The 14,781-nt window shown below is 67.3% G+C and carries 10 protein-coding genes; 6 read left to right on the top strand and 4 right to left on the bottom strand.

Annotated elements, in window-relative coordinates; genetic code table 11:
• Window positions 1-36: 36 nt before the first annotated feature.
• Window positions 37-1,530 carry an apolipoprotein N-acyltransferase gene (gene lnt / locus E4A53_RS09085; RefSeq protein WP_239018221.1) on the bottom strand — a complete coding sequence of 498 codons (1,494 nt, stop codon included), beginning with the start codon at window positions 1,528-1,530 and terminating at the stop codon, window positions 37-39.
• A 71-nt stretch (window positions 1,531-1,601) separates the two neighbouring features.
• Here lnt and E4A53_RS09090 point away from each other — a divergent pair, with 71 nt between their 5' ends.
• Entirely contained in the window at window positions 1,602-2,021 is a 420-nt protein-coding gene (locus tag E4A53_RS09090; protein WP_136162789.1) for a VOC family protein, read from the top strand.
• A 9-nt stretch (window positions 2,022-2,030) separates the two neighbouring features.
• Here the strand turns inward: E4A53_RS09090 and E4A53_RS09095 are convergent, their stop codons facing one another.
• Window positions 2,031-3,296: an NAD(P)/FAD-dependent oxidoreductase gene (locus tag E4A53_RS09095; RefSeq protein ID WP_136162790.1), complete on the bottom strand. Its 1,266-nt coding sequence runs from the start codon at window positions 3,294-3,296 to the stop codon at window positions 2,031-2,033.
• Between the two features lie 283 nt (window positions 3,297-3,579).
• On the opposite strand from E4A53_RS09095, the gene E4A53_RS09100 reads away from it, so the two are divergent.
• Window positions 3,580-4,674, top strand: a complete 1,095-nt coding sequence (locus tag E4A53_RS09100) for an alpha/beta fold hydrolase (RefSeq protein WP_136162791.1) — start codon at window positions 3,580-3,582, stop codon at window positions 4,672-4,674.
• A 6-nt stretch (window positions 4,675-4,680) separates the two neighbouring features.
• On the opposite strand, the gene E4A53_RS09105 is transcribed toward E4A53_RS09100, so the two are convergent.
• Both E4A53_RS09105 and E4A53_RS09110 read right to left on the bottom strand, forming a co-directional pair.
• Window positions 4,681-5,145 carry a YybH family protein gene (locus E4A53_RS09105; RefSeq protein WP_136162792.1) on the bottom strand — a complete coding sequence of 155 codons (465 nt, stop codon included), beginning with the start codon at window positions 5,143-5,145 and terminating at the stop codon, window positions 4,681-4,683.
• Complete coding sequence (locus tag E4A53_RS09110; RefSeq protein ID WP_239018222.1) at window positions 5,142-6,548, bottom strand: amidohydrolase family protein; 1,407 nt, start codon at window positions 6,546-6,548, stop codon at window positions 5,142-5,144. Before E4A53_RS09110 ends, E4A53_RS09105 begins: the two co-directional genes overlap by 4 nt.
• 243 nt (window positions 6,549-6,791) lie before the next feature.
• Here E4A53_RS09110 and E4A53_RS09115 point away from each other — a divergent pair, with 243 nt between their 5' ends.
• The 4 genes from E4A53_RS09115 (at window position 6,792) to E4A53_RS09130 (ending at window position 14,765) form a co-directional block, all read left to right on the top strand.
• Window positions 6,792-9,692, top strand: a complete 2,901-nt coding sequence (locus E4A53_RS09115) for a TonB-dependent receptor domain-containing protein (RefSeq protein WP_136162794.1) — start codon at window positions 6,792-6,794, stop codon at window positions 9,690-9,692.
• A gap of 84 nt (window positions 9,693-9,776) precedes the next feature.
• Entirely contained in the window at window positions 9,777-11,573 is a 1,797-nt protein-coding gene (locus tag E4A53_RS09120) for a DUF885 domain-containing protein (RefSeq protein WP_136162795.1), read from the top strand.
• A gap of 30 nt (window positions 11,574-11,603) precedes the next feature.
• Window positions 11,604-13,214 carry an amidohydrolase family protein gene (locus tag E4A53_RS09125; protein WP_136162796.1) on the top strand — a complete coding sequence of 537 codons (1,611 nt, stop codon included), beginning with the start codon at window positions 11,604-11,606 and terminating at the stop codon, window positions 13,212-13,214.
• A 57-nt stretch (window positions 13,215-13,271) separates the two neighbouring features.
• Window positions 13,272-14,765 carry a peptide MFS transporter gene (locus tag E4A53_RS09130; protein ID WP_136162797.1) on the top strand — a complete coding sequence of 498 codons (1,494 nt, stop codon included), beginning with the start codon at window positions 13,272-13,274 and terminating at the stop codon, window positions 14,763-14,765.
• The last annotated feature ends 16 nt before the right edge of the window (window positions 14,766-14,781 follow it).

The following is a 14,781-nucleotide window of genomic DNA, read 5'->3' on the forward strand; positions in this document are numbered from 1 at the left end:
TGAAAGCGGATATAAAGGATTCGTTATGTCCGCCACCTAGCGCGGGTTACGGCCGATGACAACGGCGAACGCGACCAGCAGCAGGGCGAAGGCCAAAGATAAAAGGTTACCGGCGCGCGCGAACGGGGTCGGCGCCGCCGTCGGCGGCAGGCGCAGCTCGATGAAACCGGCGGTCTCGTGCGGCAGACTGGCGCGCAACCGCCCTTCCGCGTCGATTACCGCCGAAATGCCGGTCGGCGTCGAGCGGACGACCGGCATCCCCTCCTCGATCGCGCGCAACCGCGCCTGGGCCAGGTGCTGCGGCGGCCCCCAGCGGCCGAACCAGGCGTCGTTCGACGGGTTGAACAGCATGCGCGGCCGGTGGCGCGGGTCGATCACCTGACCGGGAAAGATGATCTCGTAGCAGATCTGGACGCCGACCGCGCCGAAGCCGGGCACGTCAAGGCTCTGCGGCCCCGGCCCCGGCCAGAAATCGAGGTCTCCGGGCACCAGCCGCGACAGGCCGATCGCCGACAGCACCGGCCGCATCGGCAGATATTCGCCATAGGGCACCAGATGCGCCTTGTCGTAGCGGCCGGCCAGCCGCCCGTCCGGCGCCAGCACGAACAGGCTGTTGCGCGCGCCGATCACCCGGTCATCGCTGTCGCCGATCAGCGCGACACCGCCGGTCAACAGCATGTCGCGCGGGCCGAGCAGGCTGGCGAGACGCAGCCGCGCCGCCGGCTGCAGCTCCAGGAATTCCGGCACCGCCGCCTCCGGCCACAGGATCAGGCGCGGCGCCGCGCCGGGCGCACCGCTCAGCGCGGCAAGCTTGCGGAAATTGGCGCGGTCGAAAGCCGGGCCTTCCTTTTCCTGCTGCGGGATATTGGGCTGGACGACGCGGAGCAGCGGCTGGCCGGCATCGTCGCCGGGCGCGGCGGCGAACAGGCCGGGGACGGCCAACAGCAGCGGCACGCCCACCGCCGCCGCGCCGGCCCGCCGCTGCCGCCGTGCCAGCAGCCACAGCCCGCCGGCGGCGACGCAGGCAACGCCGGACAGGCCGAAGGTGCCGATCCACGCCGCTGCGCGGGCCACCGGCAGCAGCGGCAGCCAGACCGCGCCGAGCGGGTTCCAGGCGAAACCGGTGAACAGCGTCGCGCGCAGCCATTCGCTGATGATCCAGCCAGCAGCGAAGACCAGCACCAGCCGCCGTGCGTCGCCGCGCCCAAAGCGCCAGGCCAGCCCGGCGGCAAGCGCCGGATAGACCGCCAGGTACAGCGCCAGCAGCAGCACCGCCAGATAGCCGAGCTGCGGCGGCATCTTGTCCTGAAAACTGAAGGCGTGGGCTATCCAGTTCAGCCCGACGGTGAAATGGCCGACACCGAACCACCAGCCGATCGCCAGCGCCCGCCGCCGTGTCGGCGCCGCCGCGACCAGAGCCAGCAGCAGCGCGAAGCAGGCGAGCGCCACAGGCCAAAGGCCGAGCGGGGCGAAACCGGTCGCGGATGCCGCGCCGGCGGCGAGAGCAAGGATCAGCGGGCGCTCGTGCACCGCGCCGCTATCGCGTGGCGCCGTGACATTTTCAATGCGTGCCGCGTCAAGCGCGCCTATACCGTCCGGCGATGCGCCCATTCCATCTTGCCTTCCCGGTCCACGACCTCGCCGCCGCCCGCGCCTTCTACGGCGGACTGCTCGGCTGCGCGGAGGGGCGCAGTTCGGACTGCTGGGTCGATTTCGACCTGTTCGGCCACCAGATCGTCGCCCATCTCGACCCGGCGGCGCGGCCGGCGCCGGTCACCAACCCGGTCGATGGCCACGCCGTGCCGGTGCCGCATTTCGGCGTGGTGCTGACCATGGCCGACTGGCAGGCGCTGGCCGACCGGCTGACCGCCGCCGACATCCGCTTCGGTATCGCCCCGTATGTCCGCTTCAAGGGGCAGGCGGGCGAGCAGGCGACGATGTTCTTCACCGATCCCAGCGGCAACGCGCTGGAATTCAAGGCATTCGCCGACGACGCGATGCTGTTCGCGGTGGACGCCTGACCGGACCGCTCAGCGCCGGAACCGCGTCAGGTCGAACGGGGCCAAGGCAACCGCCGGCGCCGCGCCGGTGATCAGCGCGCCGGCCAGCTCCCCGGTCACCGCCGCCAGCGTCAGCCCCAGATGCTGGTGGCCGAAGGCGTAGAACAGATTGTCCGCCGCCGTGCTCCTGCCGATCGCCGGCAGATAGTCGGGCAGGGTCGGCCGCGCGCCGGTCCAGCGGCTGGGCGCCGCATCGAACGGCAGGCCGAGCGCTTCGGCGTGTTGGGCCAGCCTTTCCCATTTGCGCGGGTCCGGCCGGGCGTGCGGGCCGCCGAATTCGACGAAGCTCGCCGCGCGCAGACCGGATCGGAAACGGGTGACGATCATCGCCCGATCCTCGAACACCACAGGCGGCATCGTTGCCGGCCACGCGCTGCTTGCCGCCTGGATGTGATAACCGCGCTCGTGGATGATCGGGACGGCGGTGCCGACGCCGGCCATCAGGCCGCCGGATGCGGCGCCGGCGGCGACCAGGATTGCCCCGGCGGTCATCGCGGTGCCGTCATCACAGACCAGCCTCGCCGCACCGTCGGCGACGGACAGGCTGCTGACCTTGCCACTGTGCCAGGCGCCGTCGAGCGCGGCAAAGCGCGCGCGCAGCGCCCGGCCCAGTTCCGGCAGGTCGGCGATCTGGCCGCTGCCGTCGAAGCGGATGCCGCCGGCCAGCGGTTGGCGGGTGAGCGCGGCGATCCGCGCCAGTTCGTCGGCGGTGGCGTCGCGGATCGTCGTCGTGCCGGTATCGGCGGAAATCCAGTGAGCGCGACCGGCGGCCGCGCTGGCCTGGCTTTCCCAGACGACGAAATGGCCGTCCTCAAGCAACAGGTCGGCCGCGCCGGCATCCGCCAGCGTCCGCCGCCACGCCGGCAGCGCCGGTTCGAGTAGCGTCGTCAGCGCCGCCTTGCCCCGTTCGAAACGCCGGGTGCCGGTGCTGCCGAGCAGCCGGAGAGCGAAGGGAAGCCACGCGGAAATCTGGCCCAGCGGCAGCGATACCGGCCCGCCGCGCCAGAACAGTCGCCGCGGGAAACTGAGCACCGTGGCCCGCGAGGCCAGCGGCTCAACCTGTTCGACCGCGATATGCCCGGCATTGCCCCACGATGCCGCGGCCCGGTCGTCTGCGGGGACGACGATCGTCGTCCGCAGACCCCGGCGCTGCAATTCGAGGGCACAGCACAAGCCGACCACCCCCCCGCCGATGACGATCGCGTTGTCCGCCGAAGCCTGTTGTTGATTTCGCATGGTTGGAAAATATACGGTATACGAAACTTATGCCAGAGCAGATACTGTAGGAGAGGCATGATTTCCCGCAAGGCGCATTCATCGTGACATCCTATGCGGCGCCCACCCGCTTGGCCCGGCCGACGGGAAGGCCGCCGCGCTCCTTGCGCGCCGCGGAACGCAATTCCGCTGGCCGGATACCGCTCGCCGCCTTACCGTCTTCTGCCCACGGGGCGCCGATTTGGCGAGCGCCCGATAATCCCGACCGTTCGATGCCCCTTTTTCACCAATCGGAGTGCCGCCAATGCTGAGCCTTGCCCTTGCCGCCCTCGCCCTTCAGGCCGCGCCGGCAGCGTCACCGCCTCCGACGACCACGCAGCCCGCGGCGGCACGCTGGCCGTCGAAGGAAGGCGACGTCATCCTGCGCGATTTCCGCTTCGGCGCCGGCGAGACGATGGCGGAGCTGCGGATCCACTACACCACGCTCGGCACGCCGCATCGCAACGCCAAGGGCGAGATCGACAATGCGGTGATGATCCTGCACGGCACCGGCGGTTCCGGCCATCAGTTCTTCCAGCCGCACTTCGCCGATGAGCTTTACGGGCCGGGCCAGCCGCTCGACATCAATCGCTACTACATCATCCTGCCCGACAATATCGGCCATGGCGGATCGTCGAAGCCCTCCGACGGGCTGCGCATGCGTTTTCCGCAATATGATTACGACGACATGGTCGAAGCGCAGCGCCGGATGCTGGTCGAGGGGCTGGGGGTCAAGCATCTGCGGCTGATCTTCGGCACGTCGATGGGCTGCATGCACGCCTTCGTCTGGGGAGAGGTGCACCCCGACTTCGCCTCGGCGCTGATGCCGATGGCGTGCGAGCCGGTACAGATCGCCGGCATGAACCGGATGTGGCGCCAGTTGATGATCGACGGGATCAAGGCTGACCCGGCGTGGAACAATGGCAATTATACGACGCAGCCGGCCGCCGGCCTGCGTACGGCCGCTTCGCTGTCGATCGTCGCCGGCGGCGCCCCGCTCAACCTGCAGAAACTCTACCCCGAGCGCGACGCCGCGATCGCCTACGTCCAGGCGCGGATGACCAGGGACATGGCCAGCCGCGACGCAAACGACATGCTCTATCAGTTCGAATCGTCGCGGAACTACAATCCCTGGCCGAACCTGGAGAAGATCACCGCGCCGATGACCTGGATCAATTCGGCCGACGACTTCATCAATCCGCGCAACTTCACCTTCCCCGCCGAGGCGGTGAAGCGGATGCCGAACGCGACATTCCGCCTTATCCCGGAGACCGACGACACCCACGGGCACGGCACCCACACCTGGGCGGTCAACTGGAAGGCGGACATGATCGCCCTGCTCAAGCGCAGCGGCGGCTGAGGCGGGTCACTTCTCCGGCGGGCTGTGCGCCTCGTAGGAGGAGACGTGGTTCATCGCGATCACCCATTTGCCGTCGACCTTGCGGAACAGGCGGGTATTGATCCCCTCCTGCGGATGCGCCGGTCGCTCCAGATGGTAATGGCTGATCAACAGCGCCGCGTCTGGGGCGAGCAGGTCGACGGTCATGTCGTAGAAATGGAGGGTGCCGCGCCGTTCCGGCGCGCCGCCATAGTCGCGGACATAATGGTCGAGGGTGCCTTGCCAGTCGTCCTGCATCTTGCCGCCGGAGACGAAGACGACACCCGGATTCTGGAAGCCGTCCATATAGCCGCGAAAATCGCCACGGTTCCACGCGCTCTCCATCCGCGCGATCACCCCCCGGATCGCCGCTTCGTCGTCCGCCGGCCCGGCGGCCGCACCGGGCACGGCCGCCGCCAGCAGCGCCGCGCCCACCATCCATGCCAGCTTCATCGTGCTACCTCCTGCTCGGGTCGATAGAAAAGCGGATTTTCCGGCAGCCGCGCCAGGTCGACCCGACGTCCCTGTGCGATCACCGCCTCGACCTTCTCGATATTGCGGATATCGGCGAGCGGGTCGGCCGACAGCAACACAAGATCGGCGATTTTGCCAGCCTCGATCGTCCCCAGATCCTTGCTCATCGCGGCGGCGGCAGCGCCGTTACGGGTGCCGGCGACGATCGCCTGCATCGGCGTCATCCCCAGCTCAACCAGGCCCTGGATCGCGAGGATGGTGCCGCTGCCCGGCTCCGCCTCCGGCCCCTTGGGCGTGCGGCGGAACTCCGGCGCGTCGCCGAGGAAGCTGTCGGTGGCGACGGTGACGCGGCAGCCGGCCTTGATCAACCGTTCGGAATTGCGGCGCTGGATGTCGTCATTCTCACCGAGCATTTCGAGCCGGCGCCAGCGCTCTGCGCTGGTGGTGGCGGGCGGCAGCTTCGCGATCCGGGCTTCCGCCTCGGCGCGCGCCTGCAGATGGCGCTGGCGGAACGCGCCGGCGGTGAAGTTGGAGCGCAGGCCGCACAGCGCATCCTGCTTGACGATCAGCGCGATCAGGTCGTCGGGCAGGTCGCGGCTCATCAACTCAGGATGCTGGATCAGGTCGATGCCCGCCTCGACGGCCAGACGCAGGCCTTCCGAGCTTGTCGCATGGGTTTCCACCGGCTTGCCGCGCTTATGCGCTTCCTGGACGATCACCGCCTGCTGACGGGGTGAGAAGCCGATCAGCGACGGCCGCAGGAAATGGCTGGTCCCGCCATATTTGATGAAGTCGACGCCCTTGTCGAGGTAGCGGTTGATCGCCACCCGCAGCTCGTCCGGCGTCATATCCATCAATTCTTCGCCGGCATCCTGGGCCAGGATGTCGTTCCATCGCTCCTGGAACAGCGACAGCTCCGAATCCTTGGTCAGCGAGAAGGTCAGCGAAAACGGCCCGCCCCAGCCGACGATGTTGCCGGCCGCCTTGATACGCGCCCCAACCAACTCGCCACGGTCGACCCGGTCACGCACCGCCAGCACCGGGGCGAGCACGCCGTAGCTGTCACGCAGCGTCGTCACCCCGGCCTTCAGCGCCCGCTGCGTGAACTCGACCGCCAACTGTTCGCCATGATCGGCATATTTGACCGACGTGTCACGCCGCGCCGGGTTGCCATAGACGCTCAGATGGACGTTGCTGTCGATGAAGCCGGGCAACAGGTAACGCCCGCGCCCGTCGATGACCTCCACGCCGGCGGGGGTGGCGCCGGCCGCCCGCACCGCCTGGATCCGTCCGCCCGCTACAAGCACGGTCATGTTGGGCCGCGCCGGCGCTCCGGTGCCGTCGATGACGGTCACCCCGACAATCGCCAAATCGGACGCCACACCGGTTTGAGCGACCGCCGGCACTGCCAGCACCGCCGCCACGGCACGGAGCGCCCAATGTCGGACTAATTGTCTAGACTTACCCATTCCTTCATCCTCCCCACATCCAAGACGGGATTGACAGCACGGTTTAATCGCATACCGTATTTGGTATACGGTAGTCGATGAGTCACTGCGCTTAGCCGTATTAGATCAATTATGGCGTCGGCCGAGCGCAAGCAGATTAAAACAGGGAGAAGCACGATGAACGGCATAAAATTGTCTGACATGGCGGCGCGGATACGTCCCGCATTGCTGGCATCTACGCTGCTGTGTGGCTTCGCGGTGGCGACTCCGGCCTTCGCTCAGGCGGAAGAAGGGGGGGACATCATCGTCACCGGCTCGCGCCTGATCCGCACCGACCTGACGGCGCCCAGCCCGATCACGGTGGTTAGCGACGCCGACATCAAGATGTCCGGCAACGTGACGATTGAAAGCACGCTGAACCAGTTCCCGCAGCTTGCCGGCGGCAACAGTTCGAGCGTCAACAACGGCGGCGGGTCCGGCGTGCTGAGCGCCAACCTGCGCGGCCTTGGCCCGACCCGCACGCTGGTGCTGGTCAACGGCCGCCGGTTCATCCCGGCGAACTCCGATGGTCTCGTCGACCTCGCCACTATTCCCGACGCCCTGATCCAGCGGGTCGAGATCATCACCGGCGGCGCGTCGGCGGTCTATGGGTCAGACGCGGTTGCCGGCGCGGTGAACTTCATTCTCAAGAAAAATTTCGACGGCCTGGAAGCCAGCTACCAATATGGCCAGACGACGCGCAGCGACGGCGCATCGCACAAGGCGGACATCACCTTCGGCACCAACTTCGCCGACAACCGCGGCAATGTCGTATTTTCCGCGTCCTACACGAAGCGCGACCAAGTCCTGCAGGCCGATCGCGGCTTTGCCCAGGTGCCGCTCGACACGGTCGGCGGCAAGCTGGTTCCCGGCGGCTCCGGCAACGTGCCAGGCACCCGCGTCGGCCTTAGCGCCACCCAGCTCGCCAACCTGCAAGGCATCAACCTGACGCCGAGCGGCAACTGCTCGGCGCTGACCGGCATCGTCTTCGGCGAAAACGGTGTGCCGCAACCCTATTGCACGCCAGAGAGCGCGTATAATTACGCACCGTTCAACTATCTGCTGCGGCCGCTGGAGCGGATTCAGGTCTCCGCCCTCGCCCACTATGAGGTAGCGGACAACATCGAGGCGTTCGCGGAAGTCTATTACGCCAACACCCGCAACGAATCGACGCTGGCGCCGGACTCCTTCGTTCCGATCACGCCGGGCGGGCCATCGTCCACCCTGCTGGTTCCCAACTATGCGAACAGCCCGGTGCTGAGCCCGGCGACCCGGCAGTTCTTCGTCGATAACGCCTGGCTGTTCGATCCCAACGGCACCGGCACCGCGTCCGTTGTCGGCGGCGGCCGGCGCGCGAGCGAACTCGGCACCCGCGATTCGAGCTACGAGCGCAACGCGATCAACCTGACCGGCGGCCTGCGCGGCCAGGTCGACCTGCTCGGCAGCCAATGGCACTGGGAGGCGTTCTACCAGTATCAGCGCAACCGGACGGACAACCGCACCGAAGGCATGATCTCGCAAGCCCGCCTTGCCCAAGGTCTCGACGCGATCACCAACGGCGCCGGCGAGGTTGTCTGCCGCAACCAGTCGCTCGGCTGCGTGCCGGTCAACGTGTTTGGCATCGGATCGATCACGCCGGCGGCCGGCAAGTTCCTTACCCCGCCGCGGGTCAGCGACGACCGCTTCGTCCGCCAGGTCGCCGGCGCCTCGCTCAGCGGCGTGCTGTTCGAGCTGCCGGCGGGCCCGGTCTCGGTCGCGCTCGGCACGGAATACCGCAAGGACAGCTACCTCTTCCATCCGAGCCCGCTCGACCTGGCGGGTGAATATGGGCCGGTGTCGCAGTCGCCGATCTCCGGCAGCTTCAACCTGAAGGAGATCTTCGGCGAGCTGCGCGTCCCGATCCTCGCCGACATGCCGTTCGTCCAGACCCTCGCCGTCGAGGGGGCGGCGCGCTATTCCGACTATTCGAACATCGGCAGCGTATTCACCTGGAAGCTCGGCGGCGAATATGCGCCGGTCAAGTGGGTGCGGTTCCGTTCGGCCTACAACGTGGCCATCCGCGCTCCGTCGCTGAACGAACTGTACGCACCCAGCACGCAGGGCTTCACCTCCGGGACGGATCCGTGCGCTGTGGGCCAGAACCCGACGGCGGCGCAGAAGCAGTTCTGCGTGTCGCAGGGCGTTCCAGCAGCGGATATCGACACCTTCACCCAGTCGGCGCTGGGCTTCAGTGCGGTCGGCGGCGGCAACCCCAACCTGTCGGAGGAAAAGTCGAAGACGCTGACGATCGGGGCGGTGGTGTCGCCACCGTTCCTCGACCGGCTGAACCTGACCGTCGACTATTTCAAGGTCAAGGTGTCGGGCGGCATCGCGGCGATCAACGCCAACCAGACGATCAGCGACTGCTATCGCAACATGGACGCCAATTCGCCGACCTGCCGGGCGATCAGCCGCCTGCCCAACGGCCAGGTCAACGAGGTGAAGACCTTCACCAACAACCTGGCGGCGATCAAGGCAGAGGGGCTTGATGCCCAGATCGACTACCGCATCCCGCTGGGCGGCTTCCTCCAGCTGGGCGACGAACCGGCCAGCCTGATGCTGCAGGCGGTCGGCAGCTGGTTGTTCGAGGAGTCGCGGCAGGTGTTGGTCAGTCAGCCACCGATCGACTGCGCCGGACATTTCGGCAATGGCTGCATCGGCACCGGCGCGTTCGGCGTGCCGGCGTTCAAGCTCAGCCTGTCGGGCACTTACACCGGCGGTCCGTTGACCTTCCGCGCCGAAAGCCGGATGATCGACGGGTTCAAGCTGTATCCGGGCTTCACGGCTGCCGTGCAGAAGACCAGCCCGCAATGGTATGTCGACCTGTCGGCGACCGTGAAGGTGATGGAGCATTTCGAGCTGTTCGGCGGTCTCGACAACCTGTTCGACAAGACTCCGCCGATCCTGGGCACCGCGCTTGCGGGCGACGCCAACACCGATCCTTCGCTGTGGGATGTGGTCGGGCGCCGCTTCTTCGTCGGCGGGCGCGTAACCTTCTGACCTACGGGGTGGCTGCCGCCGGATCTCCGGTTTCGGCAGCCACCCGATTTGTTACGATACAAGATCGACCAAGGGGACACTGGCATGAAACGTCGTCATAACCTTCGCTCTGGCCTGACCGGCGCAGCCGCTTTGACGGTACTTGCCTTCTGCTCTCCTGCGACCGTTGCCGTCGCCGCGCCCCAGGCCGTGGCGGCGACCGCGGCCGACCAGCAGTTGCAGGCGCTGTACAATGCCGAGTGGGAATGGCGGCAGGCCGAACTGGCCCGCGTCCGCGACGCCAGCGGCCGATGGAATAACAACGCCGACCGCCTGCCGCGGGTCGACGCGCAGTCGCAGGCCGCCCGGCTCGCCTACTGGACCAAGGCGCTGGCGGCGCTCGACCGCATTCCGGTCGACCAGCTGTCGCCGGACGAGAAGATCAACGCCGCGGTCTTCCGGCAGTCGATCACCACGCTTGCCGACAACGTCCGTTTCAAGACCTACGAGGCGCCGTTCAACGCCGACACCTTCTTCTGGAGCGGGCTGTCGCCGCGCACCGGCGGCTTCGCCAATGCCGCCGAGTACCGCGCCTATATCGGCCGGATGCGCGACATTCCGCGCTATTTCGACGAGCAGACCACCAACATGCGGGCCGGGTTGAAGCGCGGCTACACGGTGCCGCGCATCGCCGTCGTCGGCCGCGACAAGACGATCGAGCCGTTCACGATTTCGGGTGACGGCAATCCGTTCCTCGATCCGTTCAAGGCGATGCCGCCGTCGATCCCGGCGGCCGAACAGGCGCAGTTGAAGGCAGAGGCCGCGAGCGTCCTCGATAGCGTCGTCGTCCCCGCCTACAAGAAGCTGCTGACATTCATCCGCGCCGAATATCTGACCAAGGCGCGGACCACCCTCGCCGCCGAGGCGATGCCGGACGGCAAGGCCTTCTACCAGTCGCAGATCAAGGGCTTCACCACCCTCGACCTGACCGCCGAGCAGATCCACGAGATCGGGCTGAAGGAAGTGGCGCGGATCACCGCTGAGATGGAAGCGGTGAAGGCCGAGACCGGCTTCAAGGGCACGATGCCCGAATTCCTGAAATTCCTGCGCACCGATCCGCAATTCTATCCCAAGACGCCATATCAGCTGCTCGCCTTTTCCGCCTATGTCGCCAAGCGGGTCGACGGCAAGCTGGCGGAGTTGATCGGCTTCCTGCCTCGCCGGCGCTTCACCATCCTGCCGGTGCCGCCGGCGCTCGCGCCGATCTACACCGGTGGGCGCGGCGGGCTGGAAAGCTGCCTGATGAACACCTACGACCTGCCGTCGCGACCGCTCTACACGCTAACCGCGCTGACCCTGCACGAATGCAATCCAGGGCACAGCTTCCAGGCGGCGGTGGCGCAGGAAGCGAAGGGCCGGCCCGATTTCCGCCGCCAGACCTCGTTCTCCGGCTATGGCGAGGGCTGGGCGCTCTACATGGAATGGCTCGGCACCAAGATCGGCATCTACGACACGCCTTACGAAAATTTCGGCCGGCTCTCCTACGAGATCTGGCGCGCCAGCCGGCTGGTGATCGACACCGGCATCCACCATTACGGCTGGACCCGCGAACAGGCCCAGCAATATCTGCGCGATCACACCGCCTTGTCCGAGCACGAGATCGAGACGGAGATCGACCGCTACATCGCCTGGCCGGGCCAGGCGCTGGCCTACAAGCTGGGCGAGATGGTGATCCGCCGCAAGCGCGCCGAGGCGGAGGCAAAGCTCGGCACCACCTTCGACCAGCGCAACTTCCACGACGTCATCCTGTCGCTCGGCTCGGTGCCGCTGCCGGTGCTCGAAGCGCGGCTCGACCAATTCATCGCCGACGGCGGAAAGGGCATCGACCAGGGCGACAACTGATCGCAACAGGCATCGAACGGGGGGCAGCATATGGCAGGACGGATGATGGTGCGGGCGCTGGCGGCAGCGCTCCTGTGGGGAGTGGCGCCGGCGGCGCTGCCGGCACAACCGGCAACGGATGTGATCCCGGCGCGAACGCAGGGCCAGGGGATCGGCCCGTTCCAGCGGGTCGTGCTGCACAATGCGATGATGATCGACGGCACCGGCGCCCCGGCGCAGGGGCCGGTCGACATCATCCTGTCCGGTGACCGCATCGCCCAGATACGGTCGGCGCGGGCGGCGGACAGCGGGCCGGCGGCCGACCATGTCGTCGACCTGACCGGCCATTACGTGATGCCCGGCTTCGTCGACGCGCACGTCCATCTCCACACGCTGGCGAGCGCGCAGGGCGTCCCGGCCGACTATGTGCTGAAACTGTGGATGGCGCACGGCGTCACCAGCGTGCGCGACCTGGGTAGCGGTTCGATCGAGTGGCTGTCGGCGATCAAGGCGCGCAGCGCCCGCAACGAGATCGTCGCCCCGCGGATCGACATCTATCCGATGTTCCACCAGATCAGCGGCAGCCCGGTCAACGACGCCGAAACCGCGCGGGCGGTGATCCGCGACGCCAAGCGGCGGGGGGCGGACGGCATCAAGTTCATCGGCGGCCCGCCGGAGGACGTGCTGTACGCCGCGCTCGACGAGGCGCGGAAGATCGGCCTGAGGACGACGATGCACCATTCGCAGCAGATGGTCGCCTACGGCAACGTCCTGCAGACGTCGGAAGGCGGGCTCAACTCGATGGAGCATTGGTACGGCCTGCCGGAGGCGATGTTCACCGATCGCCGCGTCCAGGACTGGCCGGTCGATTTCAACAACGACGACGAGCAGATGCGCTTCGGCGAGGCCGGCAACCTGTGGCGGCAGGCGGCGAAACCCGGGTCCGACGCCTGGAACAAGGTGATGGACACGCTGCTGGAGCGCAAGTTCGTCCTCGACCCGACTTTCGTCGCCTACCTGACCAGCCGCGATTTCATGCGGATGAGCCGGGCCTTGTGGCACGACAGCTACACCATGCCCGCCCTGTGGGACTATTACCGGCCAAGCCGCGTCCACCACGGTTCCTACTGGTTCGACTGGACGACCGAGAAGGAAATGGCGTGGAAGGAAAATTACCGCCTGTGGATGCGGTTCGTGAACGAATACAAGAACCGCGGCGGCGCGGTCACCGTCGGCAGCGACAGCGGCTACATCTACAACCTCTACGGCTTCGGCTACGTGCAAGAAATGGAACTGCTGCGCGAAGCCGGCTTCAGCCCGATCGAGGTGATCCATTCCGCAACCCAGGTCGGCGCCCGCGCGCTGGGCCACGAGGATCAGGTCGGCACCATCCGGGCCGGGCGCAAGGCCGATCTGGTGATCGTCCAGGGCAACCCGATCGCCAACCTGCGCCTGCTGTTCGGCACCGGCACGATGAAGCTGAACGATGCGACCGGCAAGGCGGAGCGGGTCGGCGGCGTCGCCTGGACGGTGAAGGACGGCATCCTCTATGATGCGCGCGCGCTGCGCCGGGAAATCCGGGAAATGGTGGCGAAGGCGAAGGCCGACCGGGGCCTGCCGCCGGGGCCGATGCCGATCGAGGCGAGCGATACGACCTATTGAGGCATGTGATACTGGCGACAGGAGCGGCGGTGCAGGCGGAAGACAAGGGAAACAGGCATGGCCACGGGCGCTGAGAGCCGGAGCGCGCCTACCATCCTAGGCCATCCGCGCGGGCTGTTCCTGCTGTTCTTCGTCGAGATGTGGGAGCGCTTTTCCTATTATGGGATGCGCGCGCTGCTGATCTTCTACCTGACCAAGCATTTCCTGTTCAGTGACGAAAAAGCCTATCTGATCTACGGCGCCTATACGGCGCTGGTGTTCATCACCCCGCTGATCGGCGGCTACGTCGCCGACCGCTATCTCGGCGCGCGCAAGGCGGTACTGTTCGGCGGCGTGCTGCTCAGCGGCGGCCACCTGCTGATGGGGATCGAGGGGTCCGGCGGCGCCGATCCGACCGCGCTCGCCGCCTTCTATCTGGCGCTGTCGCTGATCATCGTCGGCGTCGGGTTCCTGAAGGCGAACGTCGCGGTGCTGGTCGGCCACCTCTACCCGCGCGACGACATCCGCCGCGATCCGGCCTTCACCCTGTTCTACATCGGCATCAACGCCGGCGCGGCGCTGGGGCCGCTGGTCTGCGGTTTGCTGGGTGAGGTCTATGGCTGGCAATACGGCTTCGGCGCCGCCGGCGTCGGCATGGTCGTCGGCCTCGCCGCGTTCATCGGCTTGCGCCCGCTGCTCGACGGCAAGGGCGAGCCGCCGCGCCCCGAGCGGTTGCGCGAAAAGCCGTTCGCCGGGATCAGCCGCGAATGGTTGATCTACCTGCTGACCTTTGCCGCCGTGCCGCTGGTCTGGCTGCTGATGGCAAAGCAGGAGGTGGTCAGCCTGATCCTGATCGCGGCCAGCGTCATCGCCGTCGGCATGATCCTCCACAAGGCGCTGTTCAGGCTGGAGCGGGCCGACCGCAACCGCCTGCTGCTCGCCCTGTTCCTGATCGTCGTTCAGCCGCTGTTCTGGGGGCTTTACGAACAGACCGGCTCGTCGCTCAACCTGTTCACCGACCGCCATGTCGACCGGCGGATGTTCGGCGTGGAGGTGCCGGCCTCGCTGTTCCTGTCGCTGACCGCGATCTACATCGTGCTGATCGCGCCGTTCTTCGCCTGGCTGTGGACCGCGCTCGGCCGACGCGGGCTGGAACCGTCGACCCCGGCCAAGTTCGGCCTGGCGCTGATCCAGATCGGCGCCGGCTTCCTGGTGTTGGTCGCCGGCGCGAACGCCGCCGGTGTCGGGCCGACGCCGGTGATCTTCATCTTCCTGCTCTACCTGCTCCACGTCACCGGCGAGCTGTGCCTGTCGCCGGTCGGCGTGTCGGCGATGACCCGGCTGGCGGTGCCGGAAATGGTCGGCCTGCTGATGGGCACCTGGTATCTGGCGACGGCGGGCGGCAACTATATCGCCAGCCTGATCGCCCGCGCGACCGGCGACGCCGGCGAAGGCTCCGCCGCGGCGGTCGTCGCCGTCTACGGCCAGATCGGCTGGTTCGCGGTCGGCGTCGGCGTCGCCGTGCTGCTGATCGCGCCGTTCGTGGCGCGGCTGGATGCCGACCGCCGCTGAGGGCGGTGCGGTTGAT

This window comes from Sphingomonas flavalba, from assembly GCF_004796535.1.
Lineage (GTDB): Bacteria > Pseudomonadota > Alphaproteobacteria > Sphingomonadales > Sphingomonadaceae > Sphingomonas_L > Sphingomonas_L flavalba.

Excerpts from the sequence above, each read along its gene's own strand:
- E4A53_RS09090 (WP_136162789.1), top strand. The coding sequence starts at position 1,602 with ATGCGCCCATTCCATCTTGCCTTCCCGGTCCACGACCTCGCCGCCGCC.
- E4A53_RS09095 (WP_136162790.1), bottom strand. The coding sequence starts at position 3,296 with ATGCGAAATCAACAACAGGCTTCGGCGGACAACGCGATCGTCATCGGC.
- E4A53_RS09120 (WP_136162795.1), top strand. The coding sequence starts at position 9,777 with ATGAAACGTCGTCATAACCTTCGCTCTGGCCTGACCGGCGCAGCCGCT.
- E4A53_RS09100 (WP_136162791.1), top strand. The coding sequence starts at position 3,580 with ATGCTGAGCCTTGCCCTTGCCGCCCTCGCCCTTCAGGCCGCGCCGGCA.
- E4A53_RS09125 (WP_136162796.1), top strand. The coding sequence starts at position 11,604 with ATGGCAGGACGGATGATGGTGCGGGCGCTGGCGGCAGCGCTCCTGTGG.
- E4A53_RS09115 (WP_136162794.1), top strand. The coding sequence starts at position 6,792 with ATGAACGGCATAAAATTGTCTGACATGGCGGCGCGGATACGTCCCGCA.
- E4A53_RS09105 (WP_136162792.1), bottom strand. The coding sequence starts at position 5,145 with ATGAAGCTGGCATGGATGGTGGGCGCGGCGCTGCTGGCGGCGGCCGTG.
- E4A53_RS09130 (WP_136162797.1), top strand. The coding sequence starts at position 13,272 with ATGGCCACGGGCGCTGAGAGCCGGAGCGCGCCTACCATCCTAGGCCAT.